At 60.1% G+C, this 26,983-nt stretch carries 25 protein-coding genes; 9 read left to right on the forward strand and 16 right to left on the reverse strand.

Annotated features, from left to right (window positions below; all coding sequences use genetic code 11):
• Position 1: 1 nt before the first annotated feature.
• Positions 2-901: an electron transfer flavoprotein subunit alpha/FixB family protein gene (locus CKALI_RS08350; protein WP_156192874.1), complete on the forward strand. Its 900-nt coding sequence runs from the start codon at positions 2-4 to the stop codon at positions 899-901.
• Positions 898-2,328 carry a cytochrome b/b6 domain-containing protein gene (locus tag CKALI_RS08355; RefSeq protein WP_156192876.1) on the forward strand — a complete coding sequence of 477 codons (1,431 nt, stop codon included), beginning with the start codon at positions 898-900 and terminating at the stop codon, positions 2,326-2,328. Before CKALI_RS08350 ends, CKALI_RS08355 begins: the two co-directional genes overlap by 4 nt.
• A 48-nt stretch (positions 2,329-2,376) precedes the next feature.
• Here the strand turns inward: CKALI_RS08355 and CKALI_RS08360 are convergent, their stop codons facing one another.
• The 12 genes from CKALI_RS08360 to CKALI_RS08415 all read right to left on the reverse strand — a co-directional run bounded on the left by CKALI_RS08360 (position 2,377) and on the right by CKALI_RS08415 (position 14,875).
• Positions 2,377-3,081 (reverse strand): type 1 glutamine amidotransferase domain-containing protein, encoded by a 705-nt coding sequence (locus CKALI_RS08360; protein ID WP_156192878.1) that lies wholly within the window; start codon positions 3,079-3,081, stop codon positions 2,377-2,379.
• Positions 3,082-3,325: 244 nt separating this feature from the next.
• Positions 3,326-4,105 carry a thioesterase family protein gene (locus CKALI_RS08365; protein ID WP_156192880.1) on the reverse strand — a complete coding sequence of 260 codons (780 nt, stop codon included), beginning with the start codon at positions 4,103-4,105 and terminating at the stop codon, positions 3,326-3,328.
• 4 nt (positions 4,106-4,109) lie between these two features.
• A complete protein-coding gene (locus tag CKALI_RS08370; RefSeq protein WP_156192882.1) occupies positions 4,110-4,763 on the reverse strand; it encodes a 3-oxoacid CoA-transferase subunit B in 654 nt (217 codons plus the stop codon).
• Positions 4,763-5,458 carry a CoA transferase subunit A gene (locus tag CKALI_RS08375; protein WP_156192884.1) on the reverse strand — a complete coding sequence of 232 codons (696 nt, stop codon included), beginning with the start codon at positions 5,456-5,458 and terminating at the stop codon, positions 4,763-4,765. The genes CKALI_RS08370 and CKALI_RS08375 overlap by 1 nt, the downstream gene beginning before the upstream one ends.
• Positions 5,459-7,168 (reverse strand): AMP-binding protein, encoded by a 1,710-nt coding sequence (locus tag CKALI_RS08380; RefSeq protein ID WP_156192886.1) that lies wholly within the window; start codon positions 7,166-7,168, stop codon positions 5,459-5,461.
• A gap of 6 nt (positions 7,169-7,174) precedes the next feature.
• Positions 7,175-8,005 (reverse strand): HpcH/HpaI aldolase/citrate lyase family protein, encoded by an 831-nt coding sequence (locus CKALI_RS08385; RefSeq protein ID WP_156192888.1) that lies wholly within the window; start codon positions 8,003-8,005, stop codon positions 7,175-7,177.
• Entirely contained in the window at positions 8,002-8,484 is a 483-nt protein-coding gene (locus CKALI_RS08390; protein WP_156192890.1) for a MaoC family dehydratase, read from the reverse strand. The genes CKALI_RS08385 and CKALI_RS08390 overlap by 4 nt, the downstream gene beginning before the upstream one ends.
• 2 nt (positions 8,485-8,486) lie before the next feature.
• Positions 8,487-9,644, reverse strand: coding sequence for an acyl-CoA dehydrogenase family protein (locus tag CKALI_RS08395; RefSeq protein ID WP_156192891.1), 1,158 nt, complete (start codon positions 9,642-9,644; stop codon positions 8,487-8,489).
• Positions 9,645-9,657: 13 nt separating this feature from the next.
• Positions 9,658-11,676 (reverse strand): acetyl-CoA carboxylase biotin carboxylase subunit, encoded by a 2,019-nt coding sequence (locus tag CKALI_RS08400; protein WP_156192893.1) that lies wholly within the window; start codon positions 11,674-11,676, stop codon positions 9,658-9,660.
• Positions 11,677-11,687: 11 nt separating this feature from the next.
• The gene (locus CKALI_RS08405; RefSeq protein WP_156192895.1) at positions 11,688-13,262 is read right to left on the reverse strand and encodes a carboxyl transferase domain-containing protein; all 1,575 of its coding nucleotides are present in this window, start codon (positions 13,260-13,262) and stop codon (positions 11,688-11,690) included.
• 178 nt (positions 13,263-13,440) lie between these two features.
• Positions 13,441-14,049 (reverse strand): TetR/AcrR family transcriptional regulator, encoded by a 609-nt coding sequence (locus CKALI_RS08410; protein ID WP_231580442.1) that lies wholly within the window; start codon positions 14,047-14,049, stop codon positions 13,441-13,443.
• Positions 14,036-14,875: an HpcH/HpaI aldolase/citrate lyase family protein gene (locus CKALI_RS08415; protein WP_156192897.1), complete on the reverse strand. Its 840-nt coding sequence runs from the start codon at positions 14,873-14,875 to the stop codon at positions 14,036-14,038. Before CKALI_RS08415 ends, CKALI_RS08410 begins: the two co-directional genes overlap by 14 nt.
• A 172-nt stretch (positions 14,876-15,047) precedes the next feature.
• On the opposite strand from CKALI_RS08415, the gene CKALI_RS08420 reads away from it, so the two are divergent.
• From CKALI_RS08420 to CKALI_RS08435, 4 genes are all read left to right on the forward strand, one after another.
• Entirely contained in the window at positions 15,048-15,233 is a 186-nt protein-coding gene (locus CKALI_RS08420) for a hypothetical protein (protein ID WP_156192899.1), read from the forward strand.
• Positions 15,234-16,862, forward strand: a complete 1,629-nt coding sequence (locus CKALI_RS08425) for an FAD-dependent oxidoreductase (RefSeq protein WP_156192901.1) — start codon at positions 15,234-15,236, stop codon at positions 16,860-16,862.
• 99 nt (positions 16,863-16,961) lie between these two features.
• The gene (locus CKALI_RS08430) at positions 16,962-17,378 is read left to right on the forward strand and encodes an RDD family protein (RefSeq protein WP_156192903.1); all 417 of its coding nucleotides are present in this window, start codon (positions 16,962-16,964) and stop codon (positions 17,376-17,378) included.
• Positions 17,378-17,752, forward strand: coding sequence for an RDD family protein (locus CKALI_RS08435; protein WP_156192905.1), 375 nt, complete (start codon positions 17,378-17,380; stop codon positions 17,750-17,752). Before CKALI_RS08430 ends, CKALI_RS08435 begins: the two co-directional genes overlap by 1 nt.
• On the opposite strand, the gene purH is transcribed toward CKALI_RS08435, so the two are convergent.
• From purH to CKALI_RS08450, 3 genes are read right to left on the reverse strand one after another with little or no spacing between them, the layout of a single operon-like run.
• Entirely contained in the window at positions 17,753-19,285 is a 1,533-nt protein-coding gene (gene purH, locus CKALI_RS08440; RefSeq protein WP_156192906.1) for a bifunctional phosphoribosylaminoimidazolecarboxamide formyltransferase/IMP cyclohydrolase, read from the reverse strand. It abuts the gene before it with no gap.
• A 45-nt stretch (positions 19,286-19,330) separates the two neighbouring features.
• The gene (gene purN / locus CKALI_RS08445) at positions 19,331-19,900 is read right to left on the reverse strand and encodes a phosphoribosylglycinamide formyltransferase (protein WP_156192907.1); all 570 of its coding nucleotides are present in this window, start codon (positions 19,898-19,900) and stop codon (positions 19,331-19,333) included.
• Positions 19,890-21,290 (reverse strand): cell division protein PerM, encoded by a 1,401-nt coding sequence (locus CKALI_RS08450; RefSeq protein ID WP_156192909.1) that lies wholly within the window; start codon positions 21,288-21,290, stop codon positions 19,890-19,892. The genes purN and CKALI_RS08450 overlap by 11 nt, the downstream gene beginning before the upstream one ends.
• Positions 21,291-21,582: 292 nt before the next feature.
• On the opposite strand from CKALI_RS08450, the gene CKALI_RS08455 reads away from it, so the two are divergent.
• Positions 21,583-22,308 carry a M23 family metallopeptidase gene (locus CKALI_RS08455; RefSeq protein ID WP_156192910.1) on the forward strand — a complete coding sequence of 242 codons (726 nt, stop codon included), beginning with the start codon at positions 21,583-21,585 and terminating at the stop codon, positions 22,306-22,308.
• Between the two features lie 154 nt (positions 22,309-22,462).
• Here CKALI_RS08455 and pcrA read toward each other — a convergent pair whose 3' ends face one another.
• Entirely contained in the window at positions 22,463-24,826 is a 2,364-nt protein-coding gene (gene pcrA, locus CKALI_RS08460; protein ID WP_156192911.1) for a DNA helicase PcrA, read from the reverse strand.
• Positions 24,827-24,878: 52 nt separating this feature from the next.
• On the opposite strand from pcrA, the gene CKALI_RS08465 reads away from it, so the two are divergent.
• Both CKALI_RS08465 and pgi read left to right on the forward strand, forming a co-directional pair.
• Positions 24,879-25,175: a chorismate mutase gene (locus CKALI_RS08465; RefSeq protein WP_156192912.1), complete on the forward strand. Its 297-nt coding sequence runs from the start codon at positions 24,879-24,881 to the stop codon at positions 25,173-25,175.
• A 72-nt stretch (positions 25,176-25,247) separates the two neighbouring features.
• The gene (gene pgi, locus CKALI_RS08470) at positions 25,248-26,882 is read left to right on the forward strand and encodes a glucose-6-phosphate isomerase (RefSeq protein WP_156192913.1); all 1,635 of its coding nucleotides are present in this window, start codon (positions 25,248-25,250) and stop codon (positions 26,880-26,882) included.
• The last annotated feature ends 101 nt before the right edge of the window (positions 26,883-26,983 follow it).

Genomic DNA, 26,983 nt, shown 5'->3' on the forward strand with positions numbered 1-26,983 from the left:
CATGAATATCCTCGTCATCACCTCCTCCCCTGCCGACGCCGCCGAGCTCCTCGGTGCCGCTGCTCAACTCGGCTCCCCCATCGCCCTCGCCGCCGACGCCAGCGGGCTCGCTGAGCTGGGCGCCGAGAAGATCTTCACTGCCCCAGCCGAGGCGCTTATCGACGCCGCCGAGCAGGTCTACGCCTCGGAGGCCCCCGCCGCTATCATCATTTCCAACTCGGCCACGGGTCGTGACATCGCTGCTCGCCTGTCGGTGCGTCTCAAGCTCGCGCTGGCTACCGATGCCATTGGGGTATCCCAGGACGAAGAAGGCATCATCATCAAGCACTCCGTCTTCGGCGGTGGCTACAACGTGACTTCTGCGCCAACGTTTGGCGCGCCGATCGTGACGCTGCGCAAGGGCGCCGTCAGCGAGCGAGCTGCGGCGGGTGCGGGCACGGTGTCAACGGTGGATGTCTCCGCGGGCGAGCGTCGCCTCGCTACTGTCCTGAATTCCTCCCCGATTGAAGCCAATACTGGCCGCCCAGCGCTGGTGGGAGCGAAGAAGGTTGTCTCCGGCGGTCGCGGTTTCGGCTCCCCTGAGGGATTCGAGCTGGTGGGCAAGCTTGCTGATTCCCTCGGCGCTGCGGTCGGCGCTTCCCGTGCTGCGGTGGATGCTGGCTATATCGAACACAACGCTCAGGTCGGACAGACCGGTGTCTCCATCTCTCCTGATTTGTACCTGGCGCTGGGTATTTCCGGCGCGATCCAACACCTGGCAGGCATGCAGACCTCCAAGAACATCGTCGCGATTAACAAGGACCCAGAAGCTCCAATCTTCGAGATCGCAGACTTTGGCATCGTAGGCGACGTCTTCGAAATCGTGCCCAAGCTGATTGAGGAAATCGAGGCCCGCCGATGACAGCGCCCGCTTTGCGACGAGGACTGCCCCGGATCCCCGGTGGCGAGCCGTGGCCTCCTGAAGGCGTCTTCACTCCACCGGCCGCCGCGGAGCCAGTCGCCGCGACTGTAGCTTCTGCCATACCTCAGGAGGCACCAGCAGCTCCGGCTGTCACAACCCAGGAGCAGAGTCTGCGCCAAGGATTGCCACGCGTGCCAGGCGGCGAGCCGTGGCCGCCTGCTGCCGCGGTCGCTATTGCGGCTGCCCCGGTGACTGCAGCGACTGCCGCGCCGGAACCTGCTGCAGCTCAGCCAGCGGAGGTGAAGCGAGACGTCACCTATACCGATGTTTCCCTGCGCCGCGGTTTGCCACGCGTGCCAGGCGGCCAGCCATGGCCAGAGATCACGAACGCCCAGGTCGCGCAGGTAGTTAAATCAAGTGTCCCGGTCGCGCCAGCAGCACCAGCTGCGGCGGCACCTGTCGCCACGGCGGTGCCAACTGCCGCACCGGCGGCTGCCGCACCGGTGGCAAAGCCAGCCAAGCAGCCAGCGCAGCAGGCGAAACAGGTAAAGAAGGAACCGGCCGTCGAAAAGCCAGCGTGGCTCGGAAAGGCCATCGCAGCGGGCATCGGCGTGTTGGCGTTGCTCGTTGTCGCGGTATTTGCCGCGCGCGGGTTCATGAACAATTCGGACTTTACGCAGCGCTACACGGGTGTCGCACCGATGCCGGACAATGCGCCGGTGGGACTGCCTGCGTGGCTGGGCTGGTCACACTTCTTCAACATGTTCCTGATGGTGATGATCATCCGCACCGGCCTGCAGATTCGTGGTGAGCGCAAACCACCTGCGTTCTTCACCTCGAAGTCCGGGAAGAAGGTCTCGCTGACGATTTGGTTCCATACGTCGCTGGACTTGTTGTGGCTGCTCAACGGTGCAGTGTTCATCGTGCTGCTGTTCGCTACCGGCCAGTGGATGCGCATCGTGCCGACGAGTTGGGAGATCTTCCCGAACATGGCCTCTGCCGCGATCCAGTACTTGTCTCTGGATTGGCCGGCCGAAAATGGTTGGATCCACTACAACGCGCTACAGCAGGTGGCGTACTTCATCACTGTATTCATAGCAGCACCACTCGCAGCTGCCACGGGCTTCCGCATGAGCAACTGGTGGCCGAAGAAGTGGACTTTCTTCCCAGTGGAGATTGCTCGTAAGCTGCACTTCCCGACGATGCTCTACTTCGTCCTCTTCATCATCGGCCACGTATTCCTCGTGTTTGCCACGGGCGTCAAGAAGAATCTGGGACACATGTTCGCTGCTTCCCCGGACGGTGGCTGGCTCGGGATCATCTTGTTCCTGGTTGCCGTGCTTGTCACTGTCGGCGCCGCTTTCGCCGCCAAGCCACTGGTGCTCGCGCAGATCGCGCGACCATTCGGTGAGGTGACCAACCGCTAGCGCCCAACAATTGGGGCAGTTCTCACGTTTCGAGAGCTGCCCCTTTTTCTATTGCTGCTTGAGCTTTTGAACTAACAGCTCTGCAAGTTCCACCGACGACTGTGGATTCTGACCGGTGTACAGATTGCCGTCCGTCACCACGTGCGACCAGTAAGGGAAGGTGGCCTTTTGATAGTTGATTCCCGCATCTTTCAGCTCGGTCTCAAGCAGCCACCTTGCTTTCCAGGAGAAATAGTTCATCCGTTCCTCCACATTGGAAAGCGCGGTGAGAGTTCGACCCGCGAATGGGTTGTGTCCGTTTTCGTCATGCGCTGCAAGTACGGCTGCTGGGGCGTGACATAGCAACGCAAGCGGTCGGTCAGACAAAAGTCGGTTTCGGAGCAAGGCACCGGAAACGAGATCCACCGCGAGATCTTCCATCGGCCCATGCCCACCTGGATAAAACACGAGATCAAATTCCGATTCAGCGACTTCATCCAACCGCATCGGCGACTCGAGCCAGCCTGAAATCTTGTCCAAGTAGGCGCGAATTTTCTCGCGTTTGGCCGGGGTACCTCCCATGAGCCCAAGGCTGAGCTTATCGACGACCGGCACTTGTCCACCCGGCGTCGCCAGAGTCAACTCAAATCCCGCCTCAGTAAAAATCCTGTGTGGCTCGGCTAGTTCCTCGGCCCAGAATCCGGTGGGATGCTGGCTCCCATCCTTGAGAGTCCAGTGATCTGCAGCGGACACGACGAAAAGTACTGTGGTCATTATTCGTCATCCTTTCTAGGTCGCTTGAGCATTGTGTGCCCCTTTATACCGACCTTCCTGCAGTACGCCTAGGACTTTTGAAGTCTGTTATCGAAAAAGGGAGCGACCCTAAGGTCACTCCCAGCCGAAAAAGATGATGTGGTTCGCCCTTGGCTTTAGGCTTGCAACTCATGTCTTCATGCCGTGGGTATCTGCTGGGGCTAACAAACAGATACCCACGACAAGGACACTCATTCGCCGCTGACTACATTTTGCGCAGCGTCAATGATTGCTCCGCGCGTCCGACCGGGCCGTTGATATCGTGCAAGGTCGATGCCGTGAGCCCAATCCCGTGCGGCCCCCACGTCACAGCTGTATCGAGCCCGGTCCACTCGCCCGCAGGCTGCCGGAACAGGTGAATCGTGAGATCCACATTCGGAAACGCCCACTCTTCGGAAGACTGCCGAGGATTAATGCCGTTAGCCGGATCAACCCGACAGATGAATTCGGCGAGTGGGATGGGGTCATCGCCGTCGACAAGCGTGTGCGGCGAGGTCAACCAGGTCGCTCCCCGACCAGCGCGCTTTCGGGTGGCCTGGCGCGCAACGATCTGCCCGATGTATCCGCCGTCCCATTCCTGGCTGAACGCCCGCTCGGGACAGTCCTCGGGCGCTGGAAGCGGTTCGTACTCAACGCCTTCCACTGCCGAAGTATCCGAGGTAGCGAGGTACCAAGCGCGGGCAATGATAACCGGTCGATCACCGATGGTCGCAACAGCCTCCACCAGCTCAATCGTACGACCGGGGCGCTTTACTTCCACGGCGATGGAAACCGCTTGTAACGGCAGTCGCCCCAGAATGTCGAAAGAGATTCGGCTCAGGTCGAGCTTTCCGCCGTCATGCTGAACACGGTGCTGCTCAATCACATGCGTAACCAAGCCCGCGAGACTAGCGAAGTGATAATCCTCGGTTGACCAGGCCCCTTCCGCATGAATGGTTGGCTGGTAGGTGTCGCCCGAGATTCGAGTGAAGAATGAGGTTGTCATCCCGCTACTCCGGCAATGCGTCGTCAAGCTCGACACGATAGTTAGCTGCGGTGTTCTTCTCGATATCCATGAGCGTCACCTCGGGCGCGAGCTGACGGAGCACTAGGTGATCACCGTCGACGTCGAAGACCCCTAGGTCGGTGATGATGCGCTGCACCACTCCGACACCGGTCAGCGGCAACGTGCATTCGCGCACCAACTTCGGGGAGCCGTCTTTGGCCACGTGATCAGTGATGACCACTACGCGAGGGGTGCCGGCGACCAGATCCATCGCACCACCCATGCCCTTGACCATCTTGCCCGGGATCATCCAGTTGGCCAGGTCGCCGTTCTGTGCGACCTCCATCGCCCCAAGGACAGCCATCTTGACCTTGCCACCACGGATCATGGCGAAGCTGGTGGCAGAGTCGAAGGTGGCAGCGCCCGGGATGAGGGTGACGGTCTGCTTACCTGCGTTAATAGTGTCGGCGTCTTCCTCGCCCTCGTACGGGAACGGCCCCATTCCAAGGATGCCGTTTTCACTTTGCAGCACGACCGACACCCCAGGTGGCAGGTGGTTAGCCACCATGGTGGGGATTCCGATGCCGAGGTTGACGTAGTCGCCGTCTTTCAGTTCGGCAGCTGCCAGAGCTGCCATTTCATCACGAGTCCAAGGCATTACCGGCTCCTTACCGTGCGTTGCTCAATCTGCTTGTCCAGGTCGGTGACCACCATGTGGTCGATGTGTACGCCCGGGGTGTGAATGAGGTCCGGATCGATCTCACCGATACCAACGAGGTTTTCCACCTCGGCGATCGTCACCTGCCCTGACTCCGCGCAGAGCGGGTTGAAGTTGCGGGCGGTGCGGCGGTAGATGAGGTTTCCGGCTTCATCGCCCTGGTAGGCGTGCACGAGAGCAACATCGGCGACGATGCCACGCTCCATCACATACTCCCGCCCGTCGAATTCTGCGGTCGGCTTCCCCTCAGCGACAAGCGTGCCGACGCCCGTCGCCGTGTAAAACGCTGGAATACCTGCGCCACCAGCGCGAAGCCGTTCGGCAAGCGTGCCCTGCGGATTGAACTCAACCTCTAATTCCCCAGCGAGGAACTGGCGAGCAAATTCCTTGTTCTCGCCGACATAAGACGAGAGCACCTTGCGGACCTGGCCGTTTTCCAGCAGCAGGCCGAGGCCTTTGCCGTCGACACCCATGTTATTGCTCACCACGGTGAGATCGCGGCGACCGACGTCGCGAAGCGCCTCGATGAGGAGGAACGGGACGCCGCAGAGGCCGAACCCGCCGACCGCGATGGTCATGCCGTCTTGGACAACGTCGCCGACCAATTCCTTGACGTTGGAGCGAACCTTATCCATTTACACCCACCCCAATACACGTGGTGCCATTTCGCGCAGCTCGACCTTACGGACCTTGCCGGAGACCGTCATCGGGTAGGAATCCACGATGTGGACGTACTTCGGGATCTTGTGGCGCGACAGCTTACCCTGCGCGAACTCGGCAATTTCGTCTACCGTGAGGTCCTCTGTTTCATCATCGAGGATGATCCACGCCATGATTTCCTCGCCGTACTTATCGTCCGGTACACCGATGACCTGCGCATCCACCACGTTCGGGTGGGTGAAGAGGAATTCTTCAATCTCGCGTGGGTAGATGTTCTCGCCGCCGCGGATGAGCATATCCTTCAGGCGACCGGTGACCATGAGGTAGCCGTCTTCATCGAAGGTTCCAAGGTCGCCGGAACGCATCCAGCCATCCTCGCTGATGGCTTCAGCGGTCTTCTCAGGGTGCTCCCAGTAGCCCTGCATCACTGAGTAGCCGCGGACGTAGATCTCGCCTTGGGTACCAACGGGCACCGTTTCGCCGGTTTCTTCGTCGACAAGCTTGCACTCAATGTGCGGCATGATCTGACCGACGGTGGCGACGCGCTTTTCCAGAGGTGCATCGGAGCGGGTTTGGAAAGACACCGGGGAGGTTTCCGTCATGCCGTAGCAGATCGAAATGTCCTTCATATTGAACTTGTCCATCACCTCGCGCATCGTCTTGGACGGGCATGAGGTGCCGGACATGATACCGGTGCGCAGGGTATCCAGGCCGTAGGGAGAGCCGTATTCCTCGTGGTCGTGTGCCTCGTCGAGCTCTTTGATGAACATGGTTGGTACGCCGTAGAGCGAGGTAGCCTTCGCCGCCTGCACCGCCATGAGGGTTTCGCGTGGCTTGAAAGATGGCGCGGGGACAATGAGGCAACCACCGTGGGAAAAGATGCCGATGGTGGCCATGACCATGCCGAAGCAGTGGAAGAATGGCACCGGCGCGCAGACGCGGTCTTCCTCGGTGTAGCCCAGGTTCTCGCCCACAAAGAAGCCATTGTTCAAAATATTGCGGTGCGTGAGCGTGGCGCCCTTCGGGAAGCCCGTGGTGCCAGAGGTGAACTGGATGTTGATCGCATCGGTGTTCTTCACCTCAGCCACGTACTCGGACAGGTCATCGATGTCGCCGTGCATCGCGTCGTACCACTCGGAACCGCCGAAGTAGATAACTTCCTTCAGCTGAGATCCACGCTGCTTGCGGGCCTCATTGAGCATTGTGCGGTATTCCGAGTCCTTGAAGCGACGAGCCGCGAACACGAGCTTGATGCCGGCCTTTTCCACCACATAGTTCAGTTCGGACTGGCGGTAGGCCGGGTTAATGTTGACCAGCACCAGGCCGAGGTGGTGGCAGGTCCACTGCACCACGAGCCACTCCCAGCGGTTCGTCGACCAAATTCCGATGCGATCCCCACGCCGGTAGCCGCGGCGAATCAGCTCACTGGAAAGTCGCAGGACGCGGTTGTAGAAGCGTTCGTAGGTGAAGGACACGTCCGCGTACACGTCCACGATGCAGTCGCGGGACGGGTACTTTTCCACCATCTGTCGCAGGATCTGGCCCAAGGTTTCCTCACGCAGCGGCGCGGCACCCTGGTCTACTCCAGCCCCAATGACGTGGGACATCAGCTGTCCGTTGTCGTCCACCACGATGGAACCGTAGGACGTTGACTTGGTCTTGATAGTGCTCAGTGAGGTTGTCATGGCGGTCTAACTTTCTGTGCGAACTCGATTGATAATGGCTTGTGCTTGTCTAAACAGCGGTTCATCGACCATGCGGCCGTCGAAGGAGAAGGCACCTTGGTTCTTCTCGGCTTCCTTGAGCAATCGTGTCGCCCACTCAACTTTTTCCGGGGTGGGCTGGTAAGCCTCCCGAATCACCTCAACCTGCGAAGGGTGGATGCAGACTGTCGCCGCGTAGCCGAGCGCGGCAGCGTCCTCTACTTCTGCCCGCAACCCGTCCTTGTTCGGGATGTCGATGTACACCGAATCCAGCGCGGCTTTGTCGAAAGCAGCGGCGGCCAGTTGCACACGCGCACGGGCATGCTTTGCGACGTCCCGATACGTGCCATCCGCATGCCGCGACGCGGTACCCGATAGGCCAGCTACCAGGTCCTCAGCTCCCCAAAACATGGCCACGACGGCAGGCGCTTCAGCCACATCGTCGGCACGCAGCACTCCCCGCGGGGTCTCAATGAGAGCGATGACTTGGGCGTCGTTAAGCACTGCGGTGACGGCGGCGATATCGGCAGTGCCTTCCGCCTTGGGCACCATCACCTGGCGAAATGGGGTCCTGGCTACGCTGGCCAAGTCGAGCGCACCGTCCGTGGAATGTGGCGGATTGATGCGCACGATGACCTTCGCTGGGTCGAGCTCGCAGGCTTCGATTGCCCGGCGCGCCTGTTCGCGGTTGGCTGGCTGGCAGCCATCCTCCAGGTCAAGGATGACCATGTCGGCGCGCTCGGCCGCCTTGTCGAAGCGATCCGCTCGATCGGCCGGGGTGAACAGGATCGCAGGCCCTAGCGGAGTCCAGCCACTCATGACTGCCCCTCCGGATCGCATTGCACCAAAGTCTTGCGAACGGCCTTGCAGACAATATCGCCGTGCTGGTTACGACCGATGTGCTCGAGCTCCACGATGCCTTGACCCGGGCGGGAGTTAGACAGGCGCTTGGATTTGCACACAGTTTCCGCGTAGAGGGTGTCGCCGTGGAACATCGGCTTAGGGAATGCGATTTCGTCGAAGCCGAGGTTGGCGACGATGGTGCCCAAGGTGAGTTGGCCAACAGACAGACCGACCACGGTGGACAGGGTCCACATCGAGTTGACCAGGCGCTCGCCACCGAAGCCCGGCTGCTGGGAGGACCAGTGCGCGTCGAGGTGCAGTGGCTGGGTGTTCATGGTGAGGGTGGTGAACACGACATCATCGGTCTCGGTGACGGTGCGGCCAGGGCGGTGCAGGTAGCGCGCGCCTTCCTCGTATTCTTCGAACCAAAGTCCGCGCTGAACAATATCGGCCATGACTACAGCCCCAGTCCGCGGGCGATCAGCATGAGCTGCACCTCGGTGGTGCCCTCGCCGATTTCGAGGATCTTGGAATCACGGTAGTGGCGGGACACGCGGTACTCGTTCATGAAGCCGTAGCCACCGTGGATCTGAGTTGCGTCACGGGCGTTGTCCATGGCTGCCTCGGAGGAAACCAGCTTGGCGATGTACGCCTCTTTGCGGAAGTCCAGGCCCTTGGCCATGCGAGCTGCAGCAGCCATCCATGCCAAACGTGCGGTGTGCGCACGTGCCTCCATGCGAGCGATCTTGAAGGAAATCGCCTGGTACTCGCCGATGGCGCGGCCCATGGAGGTGCGCTCCTTGGCGTACTTGACGGACTCATCCACGCAACCCTGTGCGGCACCGGTAGCAAGGGCTGCGATGGCGACGCGCCCCTCGGCCAGGATGGACAGGAAGTTGGCGAAGCCACGACCTCGCTCACCCAGCAGGTTCTCCTGTGGCACACGGCAATCCGCGAAGGTCAGTGGGTGGGTGTCGGAGGCGTTCCAGCCAACCTTGTCGTAGGCCGGCTCGGCAACGAAACCAGGGGTGTCGGTCGGCACGATGATGGTGGAGATTTCCTTCTTGCCGTCGCGCTCGCCGGTGACAGCAGTCACGGTGTTCAAAGAGGTGATGTTCGTGCCGGAGTTGGTGATGAACTGCTTGGAGCCGTTGATGATGAAGTCGGAGCCGTCTTCCACAGCGGTGGTACGAGTAGCACCGGCGTCGGAACCCGCGCCTGGCTCGGTGAGGCCGAAGCCTGCCAGCTTGGTGCCGGCGGTGAGCTCTGGGAGCCACTTTTCCTTCTGAGCGTCATTACCGAAGTGGAAAATCGGCATTGCACCCAGGCCGACACCAGCTTCCAAGGTGATGGCAACGGACTGGTCGACGCGAGCCAGCTCCTCCAGAGCGATACCGAAGGAGAGGTAGTCACCGCCCATGCCGCCAACTTCTTCAGGGAATGGCAGTCCGAACAGGCCCATCTCGGCCATCCCGGAGACGATCTCGTATGGGAAAGAGTGGTCCTTGTCATGCTGGTAGGACACTGGGTCCACAACCTCGTTGGCAAACTCGCGGACGACGGTCTGCAGCTCGCGGTACTCTTCTGGCAGGTCGGAGATGTTGATATCAGTCATTTTTGGTGCCTTTCTAGTTCTGTGGTTCTACGGTTGCGAGGAGTTTTCCGGCCGGGACTTGTTCGCCCGGCTGGGCGTGGAAAGTGACAGTGCCGTCGACAGCGGCGCGGAGGGTGTGCTCCATCTTCATGGCCTCCACCACCAGGACTGCGTCGCCAGCTGCGACCTGAGCGCCGTCTTCGACCGAATGGGCGATGAGCGTGCCCGGCATTGGGGAGGTCAGTTCGGTATCGCCAGCGCCACCGTCGTCACTTGCGGATCGCACCACTTCAGTGCGGCGCAGCTCGAAGGAGCCTTCCGGCCCGGAGAGGACGATGTGGGCGAAGTCCGGCGCGAGTTCGGCAAGCGACCATTTGGCGGAGGTGCCGTCGATGGTCACGCGCCACTGCTGGCCCAATTGGTGGATCGTGGCGCGGACCGTGACTGGCTGCTGTTCGTCGGTATCAGCGGCATGGCCAGCGATGTGGTCGTGCACAGTCACTTCGGCGTCCGCCGGTGATCCTTGGATGGTGACCAACGTGTCGCCCTTGCCATAGGCAAACCGAATGCGCTGCGGTGCGGTACGACCTGGTCGCCAGCCATCTGGGGTGGCCCAGGCAGAGACCGAGCCGGATGGCCAGCGCTGAGCGATCCACATGAGGGCAGCTGCGACGAGTGCATCATCGGACACTGCAGTGGCTTCATATCCGTCGGTGACTCGGTCCAGCAGCCCGGTATCCAGGTCTCCGGAAACAACCTCCGGCACCTTCATCAGGTAGCGGCAGAAGTCCGTGTTCACGGTGACACCGGCAACGGTGGTTTCGGCCAAGGCCTTATCGAGCTTGGCGAGCGCATCCGCACGGTCGGAGCCGTGAACGATGACCTTCATCAACATCGGGTCATAGAGCGAAGAGATCTCGGAGCCGTCGGTGATGCCGGAATCCACGCGCACACCTGGTCCGGTTGGCTCAGTCACGGAAACAACGCGGCCGCCGGTTGGCAGGAATCCCTGGGCTGGGTCCTCGGCGTAGATGCGGGCTTCGATAGCGTGGCCAGTGAGCTGGATGTCCTCCTGAGTTATCGGGAGCTGCTCTCCCCTAGCCACGGTCAGCTGAAGAGCGACGAGATCCTGACCAGTGACCTCTTCGGTTACTGGGTGCTCGACCTGAAGGCGAGTGTTCATCTCCATGAAGAAGAACTGGTCCGGGCGGGCGGATGGCACGATGAACTCAACGGTGCCAGCGCCAACGTAACCCACCGATCGCGCTGCATCGCAGGCTGCCTGGCCGATGCGCTCGCGGGTCTCGGCGTCGAGAAGCGGCGATGGCGCTTCTTCGATGACCTTCTGGTGGCGGCGCTGGAGAGAGCACTCGCGCTCGCCGAGGTGGATGACGTTGCCGTGCGTATCGGCCATGACCTGCACCTCAATGTGGCGCGGGGTGTCCACAAAGTGCTCGAGGAAGAGGGTGTCGTCACCGAATGCGCCCGCTGCTTCTCGACGCGCCGTCTTCAAAGCCTCCGCCAGGTCTTCGATTCTCTCCACGCGGTGCATACCCTTGCCACCGCCGCCTGCGGATGGCTTGATGAGCACTGGGAAACCGATGCCGGGAGCTGCCTCGATGATCTCCTGATCGGATAATCCAGGGCGGGAAATGCCTGGAACAGTTGGCACATCACGGGCCTCGACGGCAGCGCGGGCAGAAATCTTGTCGCCCATGGTCTCGATCGCTCTGGCCGGCGGGCCGATGAACACAATGTCGTTGGCAGCGCAGGCGTGGGCGAACTCGGCGTTCTCGGACAGGAAGCCATAGCCAGGGTGGATGGCTTGGGCGCCGGAGCGCTTGGCGGCGTCGATGATTTTGTCGATCACCAAGTAGGACTCGCGAGCAGGAGATGGTCCGATGTGGATCGCGATGTCGGCTTCCCGCACGTGTGGTGCATCGGCGTCGGCATCGGAGTACACGGCGACGGAGGTGACGCCCTGTTCTTTCAGGGTACGGATGACGCGGCAGGCGATTTCGCCGCGATTGGCTACTAATACGGTATCTATCATGGGAGTTTCTCCTACATCCGGAAGACGCCGAAGGCGGTATCTGGCAATGGGGATCCGGCGGCCACGTCGAGTGCGAGGCCGAGGATGCGGCGGGTATCGGCTGGGTCGATGACGCCGTCGTCCCACAGTCGGGCGGTTGAGTAGTACGGGCTGGACTGGCGCTCGAATTGATCGCGGATCGGCTTCTCGAACTCCTCCTGCGCCTCTGCGGACCAGGTATCCCCTCCGCGCTCGATTTGATTCCGACGGACGGTGGACATGGTCATAGCAGCCTGTGGGCCGCCCATCACCGAGATGCGAGCATTCGGCCACATCCACAAGAAACGCGGGCTGTAGGCGCGGCCACACATGGAGTAGTTGCCAGCACCGAAGGCACCGCCGATGACAACGGTGAATTTCGGAACGCGGGCCGTGGCGACGGCGTTGACCATCTTGGCGCCGTGCTTCGCGATGCCGCCAGCCTCGTATTCGCGGCCCACCATGAAGCCGGTGGTGTTCTGCAAGAAGATGAGCGGAATGCCACGCTGGTCGCACAGCTCAATGAAGTGCGCCCCCTTCTGCGCTGCCTCACTCATCAGGATGCCGTTGTTGGCGATGATGCCGACGCGGTGTCCGTAGATTCGGGCGAATGCAGTGACCAGGGTGGTACCGTACTCGGATTTGAATTCCTGGTACTCGCCGCCATCGGCAATGATTTCGATGACTTCACGTACGTCATAAGGAACTTTGGCATCCACTGGGACGACGTCGTACAGCTCCTTTTGGTCACGCACCGGTTCGGACGGCTCAGAAACATCCCACTCTGGTTGCTTGTCTTGCGGGAAGGTATCCACGATCTTACGAACGCGGTGCAGGGCGTCAGCATCGTCAAGCGCGAGGTGATCAGTCACGCCGGAGGTCTTGGAGTGCAGATCACCGCCGCCAAGATCTTCTGGAGTGACGTCTTCGCCGGTGGCAGCCTTCACGAGTGGCGGGCCCGCCAGGAAGATGGTGCCTTGCTCCTTCACAATCACAGCTTCGTCCGACATCGCCGGCACATAGGCGCCACCAGCGGTGCAGGAACCGAGCACAGCGGCTATCTGTGGGATCCCAGCCGCAGACATGCGAGCCTGGTTAAAGAAGATGCGGCCGAAGTGGTCGCGATCCGGGAACACCTCGTCTTGGTTCAGGAGCATTGCGCCACCGGAGTCCACCAGGTAGATACATGGGAGACGATTCTCGGCTGCAATTTCCTGGGCACGCAGGTGCTTCTTTACGGTCATCGGGTAGTAAGTACCGCCGGAGACCGTTGCGTCGTTGGCAACGATCATGCAGCGGCGCCCCTGAACGAGACCGATGCCGGCGACGGCACCCGCAGCAGGAACCTTTCCTTCGTACATGTCGCCTGCGGCAAGTGGAGCTACCTCGAGGAATGGGCTACCCGGATCCAGGAGTTCCTGAATGCGCTGACGTGGCAGCAGTTTGCCACGGCTCACGTGTCGTTCGCGGGCACGCTCCGAGCCACCTTGGGCGGCGGTGGATACCTTTTCGCGCAGTTCCGCGACGAGTTCTTCGTGGCGCTGGCGGTTCGTTTGTGGTGCTGTCATGGGTTCGCTTCCAACTTTCAGTTAATGACGATTAACTTAAAACAGAGCGTACCCAGTTATGTGACCCAGAACACTAAGGTCTCGTTGTTAATTTTGCGTCACACACGTTTGCAAAGTGTGACGCATGAAAAAAGGGTGCTATATGCACCCTTTTCGTCCCCAGCCCAAGTGATCCACGTCACCCCTTGCGAATACCCCCAGAGAGCAGCGCATCGACAGCCATCAGATAAGCCTGTTCCCGCACCAGATCTTCCCCAGCCCAATGAATCACGTAGCGCACCGAGTTAATGAGGCCTGCAGCCAGCTGAACACGAAGGCGCGCAGTGGCGCGGCCCAGGTCCGGCCGACACTCCAGCAACACATCAGTCCACAGGCGCAGATAGGTCAGCTGCAACGAACGCACCTTAGTTAGTGCTTCCGGTTCCAGATTGTGAATTTCGCGCCCTTGCACCCTAATAATGTCCGGCTCATTCGAAGCGAACTCCACATGGCGCGTTACGAGGGCGCGCATCAGATCTTCTGGGTCCGTTGAACCAGATTCCGCATGCTCCGCCATGGCGGCTCGAGCGCCGTCGACAAGCCTGATCGAGATATCTACCAGCAGCATCTCCAGCAACTCATCCTTGCTGGCGAAGTGGCGCAGCACGCCCGGGCCAGAGATGCCCACCTCGGCACCGACATCACTCAGACGGGTTTGATGGAAGCCCCGCACCGCCATGATGCGAGCCGCCGCAGCCAGCAGTTCCTTACGACGCTGAATCTTGGCAAGTTCCCTAGCTGTTGGCACGCGCCACCACCCGTTTCGCCTGGGAAATCAGTGGCGCGTCGATCATCTCCCCATCGAGCTTGAATGCGCCCGGAAAGTTCTGCGCCTCCGCAACGACCCGGCGCGCCCACTCAAGTTGCTCCGGGGCAGGCGCGAATGCGCGACGCACCACGTCTAGCTGCAGCGGATGAATGCAGGCGAAACCGATGAAGCCAGAACGGGCAGCGTCCACCGCCTCCAAGAACAGGCCCTCTTCATCGCGAAAGTCTGCATGAACTGCGTCAATGACGAACTTTCCATGCGCGGCAGCATGGATCTGCATCAGAGATCGGGTGAGCGCCATGGCGTTGCGGTACGGACCTGGTCGACTGGCAGGCGCCCCCTCATCCAGCTGCAACCTCGAGTGCGTGCCGCCAAGAAGCACGGTGAGATCCTCGGCACCCCAGAACATGCCGACTACATCGGGGTGCGCAGCAAGCTCGGGAAGCTTCACGACGGCCTGTGGTGTCTCCACCATTGCGATGACCTGCAGCCCGGATAGCTCGGCCGGGATATGGTCGACAACTTTAGGCACCATGACCAGCGAATACGGGGTGGTCCGCACGAATTCAACGTCATTGGTGAAGTGCTCGGAGTCAGGCCCCACCACGCGGACGATGGTCTTTTGGGGATCAAGCCCACATTCCGCAATATTGCGGTAGGCCTCTTCCCTGTCGATATCTCCTGCCCCGTCCTCGAGGTCAAGAATGACCATGTCCGCCTTTGCCGCAGCCTTAGGGATAATGTCTGCACGCCCTGCTGGGGCAAACAAGATAGCGGGACCCGCGATGAGATGGTCGAAGTGCATGTCAGGCTCCTTGGGCGTTAGTTAATCTCGGTTAACTAAAGAATAGAGCACAACCTTCGCCTTGCGGGTGCCCCCACCGGAATAAACTTGTGTCAATTTAATGTTCTCCTAAACGTCAGTTCGTGGGACACTGGAAGTAAGTGTTCCCATCTCGATCCCCTAGGAGATAAGTATGTGCAGTGCAGCAAAGTGCCCAAAGTGTGGCAAGACCACGTGGACCGGTTGTGGCAGCCACGTTGATCAAGTGATGGCTAGCGTTGCCCCCGCCAACCGTTGCAAGTGCAACCCACAAACCACTGCCGAGGCTCGCGCGTCCAAGGGCGGCGGCTTCCTTTCCAACCTATTCGGGGGCCGCTAAATGTCACGCACCATCATCGTCGGCGGTGTTGCGGGTGGCATGTCCACTGCGACCCGTCTGCGTCGCAACGACGAACACCGCGACATCACTGTCTTTGAACGTTCCGGCTACGTCTCCTTCGCCAACTGCGGTCTCCCCTACCACCTCGGTGGCGTGATTGAAAACCGCGAAGCGCTGCTGTTGCAGACCCCAGAGTCACTGAACGATCGCTTCAATATTGACGTGCGCGTGCTCCACGAGGTCATCTCGATCGACACCGCCGCCAACACCGTGGTGGTGCGCGACCTCGCCACCGGCAACGAGTCTGTTGAGTCCTACGACGACCTCGTCCTCGCACCAGGCGCACAGCCATTCATCCCGCCGATCCCAGGCATCGAGCGCGCCGCGTCGCTGCGCACTGTGGAAGACCTCGACCACATCAAGTCCCTGGTCTCCCCAGATGTGAAGACTGCCGTCGTTATCGGCGGTGGTTTCATCGGCGTTGAGGTGGCAGAAAACCTGCAGCACCGTGGTCTTTCGGTCACCCTGATCGAGGCAGCCCCGCAGGTCATGGCGCCATTCGATCCAGAGATCGCCATCTTGCTGCAGCGTGTTTTGGAGCAGAACGGCATCGATGTCCGCACCAACGCCATGGTCACGGCCATTGGCGAGAAGGACGTGACAGCTGGCGATGAGCAGTTCCCTGCCGACATCGTCATCGCAGCTATCGGCGTGCGCCCAGATGCCGCATTCATTGCCGAAGCTGGCATCACGACGGCCAAGTCTGGTCACATCCTGGTTGACGAGTTCGGCCGCACCAATGTGCCGAACATCTACGCCTTGGGCGACGCCGTCATGAAGCGCGACTTCCTCGACGGCTCCGACAACCCGCTGCCCCTGGCTCAGAATGCGAACCGACATGGTCGCGTCATCGCCGATGTGATTGCCGGTCGTCCGGTAACCACGCGCCCAGTTTTCGGCACCTCCATCATCGGAGCCTTCGGCTTTGCTGTCGCAGGAACCGGCTGGAACGAAAAGCGCCTGCAGGCTGCCGGCCGCGAATACCGCGCGATCCACACTCACCCGATCAACCACGCTGGTTACTACCCGGGCGCGAAGCAATTGGCCCTCAAGTTGCTGGTTGATCCCGCCACCGACGCCATCTTGGGCGCTCAGGCTGCGGGCGAGGCGGGCGTCGACAAGCGTATCGACGTCATCCTCACCGCCATGACCGGTGGCCTGACGGCCTCCGATCTAGCCGACCTCGAGCTGGCTTATGCTCCGCAGTTCGGCATGGCCAAGGACCCAGTTGCGCTCATCGGCATGGTGAACGACAACATGGTCGCAGGTGAGAAGACGATCCAGTGGCACGAGCTTGCCTCTTCTGAGCTGCCACTCATCGACGTGCGCACCCCCGGCGAGTTCGAGGCCGAGCCGATCCCTGGCGCCGTGAACATCCCGGTGGATGATCTGCGCGAGCGCATCGAAGAGGTACGTGAACTCGCGAACGGTGGCCCTGTGGTGGTTTTCTGTCGCGTGGGGCTGCGTGGCCACATCGCAATCCGGACTCTTGCTGGCCTGGGTATCGAAGCTATCAACCTCGATGGCGGCTACGTAACCTGGGAAGCTGGCATCGCTTCGCAGAAGTAATTAGCTCGAGTAGCAGCTGGGAACCTGTTATTGGAGACAGGGCGCCCAGCTGTTTTGCATTGGCCAGACTGATCACAGCTTCTTTGATTGAATGGAACTATGCCTGCAACATTTTCTGGACGAGCATTGGGCTACTTTGTTGACATCTGGACCGTTGGGATTGTTCGGACCCTGGTCCTGTATTTCACCTCGGACACGCTCCTCTGGGATGCTCCCGCGATCAGTTCCTTGAGTTTCTACGCATACAAGGTTGTGTTGGAGACGCTTTGGGGCACCACGATCGGAAAGCTCGGACTCAAGGTGATCCCCGACCGCTACCCCGCCCTAATTACTGCAGTTATCCGGAACTCTTGGCTCCTGCTTCCGGGCCTAGTCATGCTGCTGAATGAGAGCATTGGGCAGATAGTCGGTACCGTCACGCTTCTGTTGCTGATCGCCACTTTGTACAAATCACAGGATCGTCGCTCAATCTTCGATGAATGGGCCGGTGCCCGAGTGATTGTTGGAAGGAAATAGTGCAGCAAGAACCAACCTCTCGGCTTATCGCATTTATCATTGATGCCAGCGTCTTCGCCGCGATTTTCGCGCTGATCCCCTGGGAACTAAAGCCCTGGTACGGGTCCATTTTCGGTAGCTATAAGATCCTGTGCGAACTGATAGCCCGGCGCTCTATCGGCCAAGCACTGCTCGGCATGGAGGTGGTATACGCCCGCGGTCGTAGGTGGTCGATCGTCCGCAACCTCTGGTGGTTCGTCCCGCTCGGCTTTCAGGCGCTCGTCTTCGTGAAGGGGATCATTGCCTACCTCAGAAATGACAACCTTATGGACACTTTGGCAAAAGCAAAGGTGCTGAAGGAAGTCCCTTCAGCACCCTGTCCTACTTGCGCCTAATTAGTGCGAGAAGTGACGCACTCCGGTGACGTACATGGTGACGCCAGCCTTGTTTGCTGCTTCGAAGACCTCAGCATCGCGGATAGAGCCACCAGGCTGGACGACAGCCTTGATGCCAGCATTCAGCAGTACCTCGAGGCCATCGGCAAATGGGAAGAAAGCATCGGAAGCGGCGTAAGAGCCACGGGCGCGCTCTTCACCTTCGGCCAGCGTGTTGGCGCGTTCGACGGCCAGCTTGGCGGAGTCGACGCGGTTGACCTGGCCCATGCCGACGCCCACAGCCGCGCCATCCTTGGTCAGGATGATGGCGTTGGACTTGACGGCGCGGACGGAGCGCCATGCAAATTCGAGCTCGGCTAGCTCTTCAACAGAAAGAGCCTCGCCGGAAACGAGCTGCCAGTTTTCGGTCTTGTCGCCCTCAGCCTGGTAGAGGTCTGGTTCCTGGGTAAGAACGCCACCGGAGATGAACTTGCGTTCCTCGGTAGGTGCCTCGTACTCGGCGACCAGGATTCGGATGTTCTTCTTGGTAGCCAGAACCTCTACTGCGCCTTCTTCGTAGGAAGGAGCGAGGATGACCTCGGTGAAGATGTCCTTGACCTGGTTGGCCATCTCGACGGACACCTCGCGGTTGACGGCGATAACGCCACCATATGCCGACACTGGGTCGCAGGCGTGTGCTTTGCGGTGCGCATCAGCGATGGACTCGTCGGATACGGCAACGCCACAAGGGTTAGCGTGCTTGATGATGGCCACGCAAGGGCGCTGGTGATCCCACGCGGCTCGCCAAGCAGCCTCGGCGTCCTGGTAGTTGTTGTAGGACATTTCCTTGCCGTGCAGCTGCTTGGCGTTGGCCAGCCCCTTGGTACCAATGCGGGTGACGGTGGCGGACTGGTGAGAGTTCTCGCCGTAACGCAGCGTAGCGGTCGTATCAGCCTCAGAAAGCTGGGCGACAAACCACTCGGACACGGCGGTGTCGTAGGAGGCAGTGTGCAGGAATGCATCGCGAGCGAGTTCCCGGCGTTCCTGGACAGTGAATCCGCCCTTGCCGAGAGCTTCGATGACGTTGCCGTAGCGGGCTGGATCTACGACGATAGCCACGGATGGGTGGTTCTTTGCTGCTGCGCGAACCATGGATGGGCCTCCGATGTCGATCTGCTCGACACAGCCGTCGAAGTCGGCACCGGAAGCGACGGTCTCACGGAATGGGTACAGGTTGACCACAACGAGCTGGAAGGCGGCAATGCCCAGGTCAGCGAGCTGGTTCAGATGGTCTTCCTTGCGGGTGTCAGCGAGGATACCCGCATGAACACGTGGGTGCAGAGTCTTCACGCGACCTTCAAGGCACTCTGGAAACTCGGTGAGCTGCTCTACTGGGGTGACTGGAATACCCAGGTCCGCGATTTTTGCAGCCGTGGAACCGGTGGACACGATCTCCACCCCAGCCTCGTTGAGTGCACGCGCGAGGTCCTCGAGACCGGTCTTGTCATAGACCGACACGAGCGCGCGCTTAATGTCCTTGCGATCTTCGCTCATCAAACGTCCAACCCTTTCCCAGATGTGTGGTAGTCGACTTCGATACTATTGCGCTGCAAAGGGATTAGACGAATTCAGTACCCGCACAATGAGGGCACGCTCCGCAACCTTGATGCGTTCGTGCAGGGTTTCCTCGGTATCCCCGATCTCGACTGCCACCGGAACCTGGGCAATGATCGGGCCCGTATCGACGCCCGCATCTACGACATGCACCGTCGATCCAGTTACTCGCACCCCGTAATCGAGAGCATCGCGAACGGCGTGGCCACCTTTGAAGGAAGGCAACAGGGCCGGGTGGGTGTTGATGATCTTTCCGCCAAATCGCTCCAATACTGGTTCGCCCAGAATGCGCATAAAACCAGCCGAAACGATGAGGTCAGGGGTGAATGCAGCGATGGCGTCGACAAGCGCGCGGTTCCATTCCTCGCGAGCGTCGTAGTCCTTATATATAACAGCCTCAAAAGCCACACCATTATCGCGAGCAACATCCATAGCTCTGCACTCACGATCAACAATCACCCCAACAACTTGGTAGCCATCTCCAGCGCTGCGGATGATGGATTCTGCGAGCGTGCCGGTACCCGACGCAAGGATTACTACTGATCTACTTGCCATCACTGGATTCCCCTTCAATCTCTTCCTCGCCACTACCCTCTTCTTCCGGCTCCGCTAACTCCGCAGCCTCGTCGGAACTAGTTTCCTCGAGCTCTTCCGACGCCTTTGGCTCCAGCTCCTCGACAGGCTCCTCAACCGGCTCATCGATCAACTCCTCAACCGGCGCTCGGGAATCGAGGAACCAGCCGACGGACGCAATAATAAGGCCCGCTCCCCACAGACACACTGGCGCGGTGACAAGAGCTAGCCACCACACCGGGCCTACTACTCCATAGCCGCCAAGCTTGCCAGTTGAGAAAGCCAGGGCAACGAGTGCGATCAGCAGGCTCCAGAGACCTATGATTCCCGCGTCTCGAAACGGGTGAGCGGCTGCGCGCAGGTATTTGTATTGGGCCAGCGCTGCGAAAACCAACGGGACCAGAAGGATAAGCCAGGCATAGTTCCACACGCTGCCCGGGACGGCAGCCAGAATCGGTAGTGGTGGGAGCGGAACAAGGTAGGCACCGAACAGGCTGAAACTACCGTCAGCAAGAGCGATCTCACCACCGAGGAGCACAAATGCAAGCCCGATGAGAATATTGGGCCAGTACAGCACACTAAGGGCTGTGAGACCGACCGCAGATCCAGGACCACTGAGCTGGCGATAAACCTCGCTTGCGGCATCAGCGTGCATCGCCAGCGAGATTACAACAATGACCAAGGCAGCTGCGATCAATGAGCCCCAGAACCGCAACGCCACTTTAAAGGTGTCAAACAGTGGCAGATCCGGCGCATAGCGGCGCCCGAGCGCCTGCCACAGCCGGGGCCCCATACCCACACCCATTGCTATTCCATGAACCAGCAAGGTGCGACCGAGCGCCACGCCCGCGTTGGGGACGGCGACGGGCAGGACGGTTGCGGCGTCGAGAAGCATGGCGAGCGCGGTGAGGGTGAGCAACAGCGGCACGCCCAGCACGCACGCCACCAGAATCGCCAGATCGGCGAGAGAGACTTTTTCCTTCACTACTGAATAGACGCGCCAAGCAACTATTGAGATGACTCCCATTGCCGGCAGCAGCGGAACGAAACCGAGTTCTGCACTGGAACTTGCGACCGGCGAGGCATTAGCAACGAGCCACAGTTGCGCGATGCTCGCGGGCAACGCTACGAAGCTGGAACTCGTGAGCAAAAGGCCCGCCAACGCCAACACAATCAAGAATGAGACGATGATCACATTAGCAATGAGCGTGAGCGGAAGAAACTCACGCAAGCGCGCCACATTATCGGTTCTATCGGGCGCTGGACCCTTTTTGTTACGAGCGCGCTTACCGACGTCCGGGGTCAAATTATCACGTTTGCGACCGCGCACCTTTCGGGCCGGACGTGCCTGTGGACTAGTGTTTTTACTCATCTCTTCCACTGTGCCACGCCGCGACAACAGAGACGGGCAAGGCACTTGGAAATGTCGCAAAATTTGCGCAATCTATGAATTAGCTGAGATACTACTTAACAAGTGAAAAGCACCGCGAGGGCGGCTAACTTTCAACCTCACCTTTAAACTTCTGCCACTAATCGGGAAGTATTTTTTCCGATTCGGAGGAATTCACTTGCCGAGGTTGTAACGAACCGCTATCGTAATCTCTCGTTAGGTAACGAGACGGTCACAAAATGTTGTTTTGTGAGTAACGATGGAAGAAGGCTACATGCACAAGCGCGCAACGCGGACCGGCGCCGGTCGCCACCGCAAGCAGAGCGTTTCGCCGACGACCAAAGGACGCGTCGCACTCGTCGCAGTCGCAACTGGCGCAGCATCCACAGCAGGTGCAGGCGGAATTGCGGTAGCTGAAGCTACCAACGCTGAGGTGCAAGCTCAGCCACAGATCGAACTTGCTGCAGATGCAGCCCCGGTTCTCTCCAATGAGACCCCACAGATCCTTGCTATCGCAGAGTTCAAGCCAATGGCTAACCTGAACGAGCAGATCAACAAAGCTATCCAGTACAACCAGGAGCGCGTCGCCGCTGATCTCGCAGCTCGCGCCCCACAGGTAGCAAAGCCAGCCGAAGGTGCATTCACCTCTCCATTCGGTCCTCGCTGGGGAACCAACCACAATGGCATTGATATCGCCAACTCCATTGGCACCCCAATCATCTCTGTCATGGACGGCACCGTTCTGGAGTCCGGCCCAGCTTCCGGCTACGGCAACTGGATTCGCGTTCAGCACGAGGATGGCTCCGTAGCCATCTACGGCCACATGGAGACCCTGGATGTCGCTGCAGGCCAGAAGGTCACCGCAGGCCAGAAGATCGCTGGCATGGGTAGCCGTGGCTTCTCCACCGGTTCCCACCTGCACTTCGAGATCCACCCAGATGGCAAGACCCCAGTCGATCCAGTTCCTTGGTTCGCTCAGCGCGGAATCACCATCTCTTAGTTCTTCGGGTTTAAGCAGTAGGGCCGTCTCGTTCGAGACGGCCCTACTGCTTTGTCATTTGGCAGCAATCAGAGAGATTCCGGGGCGCTCCGACATGAAATTTGATGTCGAGCGACAAATTTCATCGAGCCAAGCGCCGCCCCAACAACCAGCGCTACAGCTTCTCCATCGGCACGCCACCGATGAGCATCAGACGAACAGTGCCCGAGGAACCGAAGTCGATCGTGACGGTTGCCCTTGGGCCTGAACCGTCAACTGACAGCACTTTTCCGAGGCCATACTTGTCGTGATTCACGCGGTCCCCCACTACCAAGTGGAGATCATTGTTGCGCTTCGGAGCTTTCGGCATGGTTGAACGAGTTGGGGCCGAACGCTCTGCTGGTCGCTGCCAACCAGAACTCTGGTTACCCCACGCCGATCCATAGGAACCAGTTGGCTCCTCACGTTTCCAGTCAACAAGGTCCGACGGGATCTCACCTAGGAATCGCGATGCCGGGTTGGTCAGCGGATTGCCCCAGGAACTACGCAGCATCGCTCGGGTGAGATACAAGCGCTTCCGGGCGCGGGTAATGCCCACATAGGCCAAACGACGTTCTTCAGCGAGCTCGACTGGATCGCCAAGAGCGCGCAAGTGCGGGAACTGGCCATCTTCCCATCCGGTGACGAACACGACCGGGAACTCCAGTCCCTTGGCGGTGTGGAGTGTCATGAGGGTCACCACGCCCTGCTCGTTGTCAGGAATCTCGTCAGAATCGGCCACGAGGGACACTCGTTCCAGGAAGGCCTGTAGTGAACCCGGTACGGGTTCCCCTTCCACCGGTTCGTAGTCCTCAAATGCCAGCAGATTCATGGCCTCGGAGGTGAACTCACGGGCGATGGAGACGAGCTCGTTGAGGTTATCCAGGCGAGCGCCATCCTGTGGATCATTGGATGCCTCCAGCTCGGCTTTGTAGCCGGTCACATCTAAGACACTGGAAACCACGGCGCCAAGGTTCGGCGATTCATCAGTAAAAAGCGACGTACGCAGCGAGTCCATCATCTCGTTGAACTTGGCCACGGCGTTGCGGCCACGGCCTCCCAACAGGTTGACGTCGCCTTTGGCGGCGTCGATAAGCGCATCACCGAAGGAGATACCGTGCTGCTGGGCGTGCACGCCGATGAACGCTAGGGCGCGGTCACCGATGCCGCGGCGCGGGGTGTTGATGATGCGTCGCAGCGATATTTCGTCGCCCGGGTTGTCGAGCACGCGCAGGTAGGCGACGATGTCGCGGATTTCCTTGCGCTCGTAGAAGCGGGTTCCGCCCACCACCTTGTAAGGAACGCCGGTGCGCATGAACACATCTTCCAGTGCGCGGGAGGCGTTGTTGGTGCGGTACATGACGGCGATGTCGCCGAAGTTCATGCCGCCATCCACCAAGCGATCGATCTCGGAGGCGACGAAGCGGGCCTCATCGTGCTCGTTGTCGGCGACGTAGCCGACGATGGGTTCGCCGGTGCCCAGGGCTGTCCACAGCTGCTTTTCGCGTCGGTTCTCGTTCTGTGCGATCACTGCGTTCGCGGCAGAGAGAATAGTCTGCGTAGAACGGTAATTCTGCTCCAGGAGGATGGTTCGCGCCTCCGGATAGTCCTTCTCGAACTCCTCAATGTTGCGAATCGTCGCGCCACGGAAGGCATAGATCGATTGGTCGGCGTCGCCCACCACAGCAAGCTCGGCCGGCGGCACCGCGTTCGGATCGTCGGAAGGCCGCCCCACCAGGGTGGCAACCAGCATGTATTGGGCGTGGTTGGTGTCCTGGTACTCGTCGATGAGCACGTGGCGGAAGCGACGCCGGTAGTGCTCCGCGATCTCCGGGTGCGCCTGCAACAGGAACACGACCTCGCCGATCAAGTCATCAAAGTCCACGGCATTCGCGCCGCGCAACCGGCGCTGGTACTCGGCGAATACCTTTGCCACCGTGGTTGCATAGGGCTCGCCGCCAGCCTGAGCGAGCGCTTCCTCGGGCCCGACCAGCTCATTTTTGTGATTCGAGATCGCATTGGCCAGGCCGCGGGAGGTAAACCGCTTGGCGTCCAGATCGAAATCCTTCGCGATCATCGTCAGCAGACGCTTCGAATCGTCACTGTCGTAGATGGTGAAGTTCGTGTTGAGGCCGTCGATAAGCCCAGCTTGCTGCCGCAGGATCCGTACGCAGGTGGAGTGGAATGTGGACACCCACATGCGCTCCGCCTCGGGCCCGACCAGGCTGATCACGCGCTCGCGCATCTCCGCCGCGGCTTTGTTGGTGAAGGTGATGGCGAGGATTTGGCCCGGGTGTACGCCCTGGGTCAGCAGGTAGGCGATGCGGCGCGTGAGCACTGCGGTCTTGCCGGACCCTGCGCCGGCCACGATGAGCAGCGGGACGCCACGGTGTTCAACCGCCGCTTGTTGCTGCGGGTTCAGCTCCATGAGAAGGTCCGCACTGCTTATCGACGCCCGCTGCCGCCCAAACGGGCTCCCAGAACTCACACTATTGTTCATAATGCCTAACAGCCTACTTGGGCAGCTAAGCGAGGTGGCACAATAGTTATCCATGAGCGAACAATTTGAAATTCGGATGCCCTCCGGGACCGACGATCCACTTTCCGATGCGGAAATCCAGAAGTACCGTGAGGAAATCAACCGCTTGGATCAGGTCATTCTCGAGGCCGTCAAGCGTCGCACCGAAGTCTCCCAAGCAATCGGACGCACCCGCATGGGATCCGGTGGCACGCGACTCGTCCACACCCGCGAGGTGGCCATTATCAACCATTTCCGCGATGAGATCGGAGAAGAAGGCCCAGCTCTGGCCGCAATTTTGCTCCGAATGGGGCGAGGCAAACTAGGTTAACAGCGCGATCGCGCATACCGAACTACTGTGGAGCTAAGTTATACACCTTTAACCTTTGGGAGCTTGAGCACCATGGATATCACCACCACCCCACAGTGGAACGAACTGGCACAGCAGTACGACACTTTCTCCGGCAGCACCCTGCGTGAGCTGTTCGCCGCCGATGCGGAGCGCGCCTCGAAGTTGACCTTCGATGCCGCTGGTCTGCGTGTCGACCTGTCCAAGAACCTCGTGGACTCTGCCGTGATTGATCGACTGATCGCCGTTGCAGAAGCAGCTCAGCTCAAAGAGCGCACCGAGGACATGTTCACCGGCAAGCACCTGAACAACACCGAAGATCGCGCCGTCCTGCACACCGCGCTGCGCATGCCGGTGGAGGCATCCCTCGAGGTCGACGGCCAGGACATCGCGGCCGATGTGCACGAGGTACTCGGCCGCATGCGCGACTTCGCCCGCGACCTGCGTTCTGGCGAATGGCTCGGCCACACTGGCCACACCATCAAGACCATCGTCAACATCGGCATCGGTGGCTCTGACCTCGGTCCTGCCATGGCTGCCAAGGCGCTGCGCCCCTACGCTGTCGCCGGCATCGACGCACTGTTCGTCTCCAACGTAGACCCGGCAGACATGTCCGCTACGCTGGAAATCCTCGATCCGGGTTCTACGCTGTTCGTCATTGCCTCCAAGACTTTCACCACGCAGGAAACCTTGGCCAACGCTCACGCTGCCAAGCGCTGGCTGCTGGAAGCGTTCGACGGCGACGAGTCCGCGATTGCCAAGCACTTCGTGGCTGTGTCCACCAATGCCGAGAAGGTCGCAGAATTCGGCATCGACACCAAAAACATGTTCGGCTTCTGGGACTGGGTAGGCGGCCGATACTCCGTGGACTCCGCCATCGGACTCTCCCTCATGGCCATGATCGGCCCGATGGACTTCATGCGCTTCCTCGAGGGCTTCCACGCCATGGACCAGCACTTCCGCACCACTCCTTTTGAAGAGAATGTGCCGGTACTCATGGCGCTGCTCGGCGTCTGGTACTCCAACTTCTACGGCGCAGAAACCCACGCCGTCCTGCCATACTCCCAGGATCTCGCACGTTTCCCTGCCTACCTGCAGCAGCTGACCATGGAATCCAATGGCAAGTCGGTGCGTCGCGACGGCTCTGCAGTTTCCTGCAACACCGGCGAGATCTACTGGGGCGAGCCAGGCACCAACGGCCAGCACGCCTTCTTCCAGCTGATTCACCAGGGCACCCGCCTGGTTCCTGCTGACTTCATTGGCTTCGCTCGCCCGAAGGAAGACCTGCCAACGGCTACCGGCGAAGGTTCCATGCACGACCTGCTGATGTCTAACTTCTTCGCACAGACCAAGGTGCTCGCATTTGGTAAGAACGCAGAAGAGATTGCTGCAGAAGGTGTGTCTGCCGAGTTGGTGAACCACAAGGTCATGCCAGGCAACCGCCCAACCACCACCATCCTGGCGGAAGAACTCACCCCAGCTGTACTCGGTGCACTCATCGCGCTGTACGAGCACATCACCTTTATCCAAGGCGTTATCTGGGATGTCAACTCCTTCGACCAGTGGGGCGTCGAGCTAGGCAAGAAGCAGGCCGGCGATCTGCTCCCTGCCGTCACTGGCTCCGAAAAGGCTGAATCCGGCGACTCCTCCACCGACGCGCTGATCAACTGGTACCGCGCGCAGAAGTAGCAAGACTTTAGTGCACACCCGGCCCTATCTCAATAGAGATGCGGCCGGGTTCACTCTTACCTGTGGATAGCTCGAGTTATCCACAAGAGCCGGGAGAAGCC

The organism is Corynebacterium kalinowskii, from assembly GCF_009734385.1.
Taxonomy (GTDB): Bacteria; Actinomycetota; Actinomycetes; order Mycobacteriales; family Mycobacteriaceae; genus Corynebacterium; species Corynebacterium kalinowskii.

What these genes read in the sequence shown, in the direction of transcription:
- CKALI_RS08405 (WP_156192895.1), bottom strand. Translation starts at nt 13,262, where the DNA reads ATGACAGCACCACAAACGAACCGCCAGCGCCACGAAGAACTCGTCGCG.
- CKALI_RS08350 (WP_156192874.1), top strand. Translation starts at nt 2, where the DNA reads ATGAATATCCTCGTCATCACCTCCTCCCCTGCCGACGCCGCCGAGCTC.
- CKALI_RS08380 (WP_156192886.1), bottom strand. Translation starts at nt 7,168, where the DNA reads ATGACAACCTCACTGAGCACTATCAAGACCAAGTCAACGTCCTACGGT.
- CKALI_RS08415 (WP_156192897.1), bottom strand. Translation starts at nt 14,875, where the DNA reads ATGCACTTCGACCATCTCATCGCGGGTCCCGCTATCTTGTTTGCCCCA.
- CKALI_RS08420 (WP_156192899.1), top strand. Translation starts at nt 15,048, where the DNA reads ATGTGCAGTGCAGCAAAGTGCCCAAAGTGTGGCAAGACCACGTGGACC.
- CKALI_RS08450 (WP_156192909.1), bottom strand. Translation starts at nt 21,290, where the DNA reads ATGAGTAAAAACACTAGTCCACAGGCACGTCCGGCCCGAAAGGTGCGC.
- CKALI_RS08390 (WP_156192890.1), bottom strand. Translation starts at nt 8,484, where the DNA reads ATGGCCGATATTGTTCAGCGCGGACTTTGGTTCGAAGAATACGAGGAA.
- pgi (WP_156192913.1), top strand. Translation starts at nt 25,248, where the DNA reads ATGGATATCACCACCACCCCACAGTGGAACGAACTGGCACAGCAGTAC.
- CKALI_RS08455 (WP_156192910.1), top strand. Translation starts at nt 21,583, where the DNA reads ATGCACAAGCGCGCAACGCGGACCGGCGCCGGTCGCCACCGCAAGCAG.
- CKALI_RS08425 (WP_156192901.1), top strand. Translation starts at nt 15,234, where the DNA reads ATGTCACGCACCATCATCGTCGGCGGTGTTGCGGGTGGCATGTCCACT.
- CKALI_RS08465 (WP_156192912.1), top strand. Translation starts at nt 24,879, where the DNA reads ATGAGCGAACAATTTGAAATTCGGATGCCCTCCGGGACCGACGATCCA.
- CKALI_RS08385 (WP_156192888.1), bottom strand. Translation starts at nt 8,005, where the DNA reads ATGAGTGGCTGGACTCCGCTAGGGCCTGCGATCCTGTTCACCCCGGCC.
- CKALI_RS08400 (WP_156192893.1), bottom strand. Translation starts at nt 11,676, where the DNA reads ATGATAGATACCGTATTAGTAGCCAATCGCGGCGAAATCGCCTGCCGC.
- CKALI_RS08355 (WP_156192876.1), top strand. Translation starts at nt 898, where the DNA reads ATGACAGCGCCCGCTTTGCGACGAGGACTGCCCCGGATCCCCGGTGGC.
- pcrA (WP_156192911.1), bottom strand. Translation starts at nt 24,826, where the DNA reads ATGAACAATAGTGTGAGTTCTGGGAGCCCGTTTGGGCGGCAGCGGGCG.
- CKALI_RS08395 (WP_156192891.1), bottom strand. Translation starts at nt 9,644, where the DNA reads ATGACTGATATCAACATCTCCGACCTGCCAGAAGAGTACCGCGAGCTG.
- CKALI_RS08360 (WP_156192878.1), bottom strand. Translation starts at nt 3,081, where the DNA reads ATGACCACAGTACTTTTCGTCGTGTCCGCTGCAGATCACTGGACTCTC.
- CKALI_RS08375 (WP_156192884.1), bottom strand. Translation starts at nt 5,458, where the DNA reads ATGGATAAGGTTCGCTCCAACGTCAAGGAATTGGTCGGCGACGTTGTC.
- purN (WP_156192907.1), bottom strand. Translation starts at nt 19,900, where the DNA reads ATGGCAAGTAGATCAGTAGTAATCCTTGCGTCGGGTACCGGCACGCTC.
- purH (WP_156192906.1), bottom strand. Translation starts at nt 19,285, where the DNA reads ATGAGCGAAGATCGCAAGGACATTAAGCGCGCGCTCGTGTCGGTCTAT.
- CKALI_RS08430 (WP_156192903.1), top strand. Translation starts at nt 16,962, where the DNA reads ATGCCTGCAACATTTTCTGGACGAGCATTGGGCTACTTTGTTGACATC.
- CKALI_RS08370 (WP_156192882.1), bottom strand. Translation starts at nt 4,763, where the DNA reads ATGCCTTGGACTCGTGATGAAATGGCAGCTCTGGCAGCTGCCGAACTG.
- CKALI_RS08365 (WP_156192880.1), bottom strand. Translation starts at nt 4,105, where the DNA reads ATGACAACCTCATTCTTCACTCGAATCTCGGGCGACACCTACCAGCCA.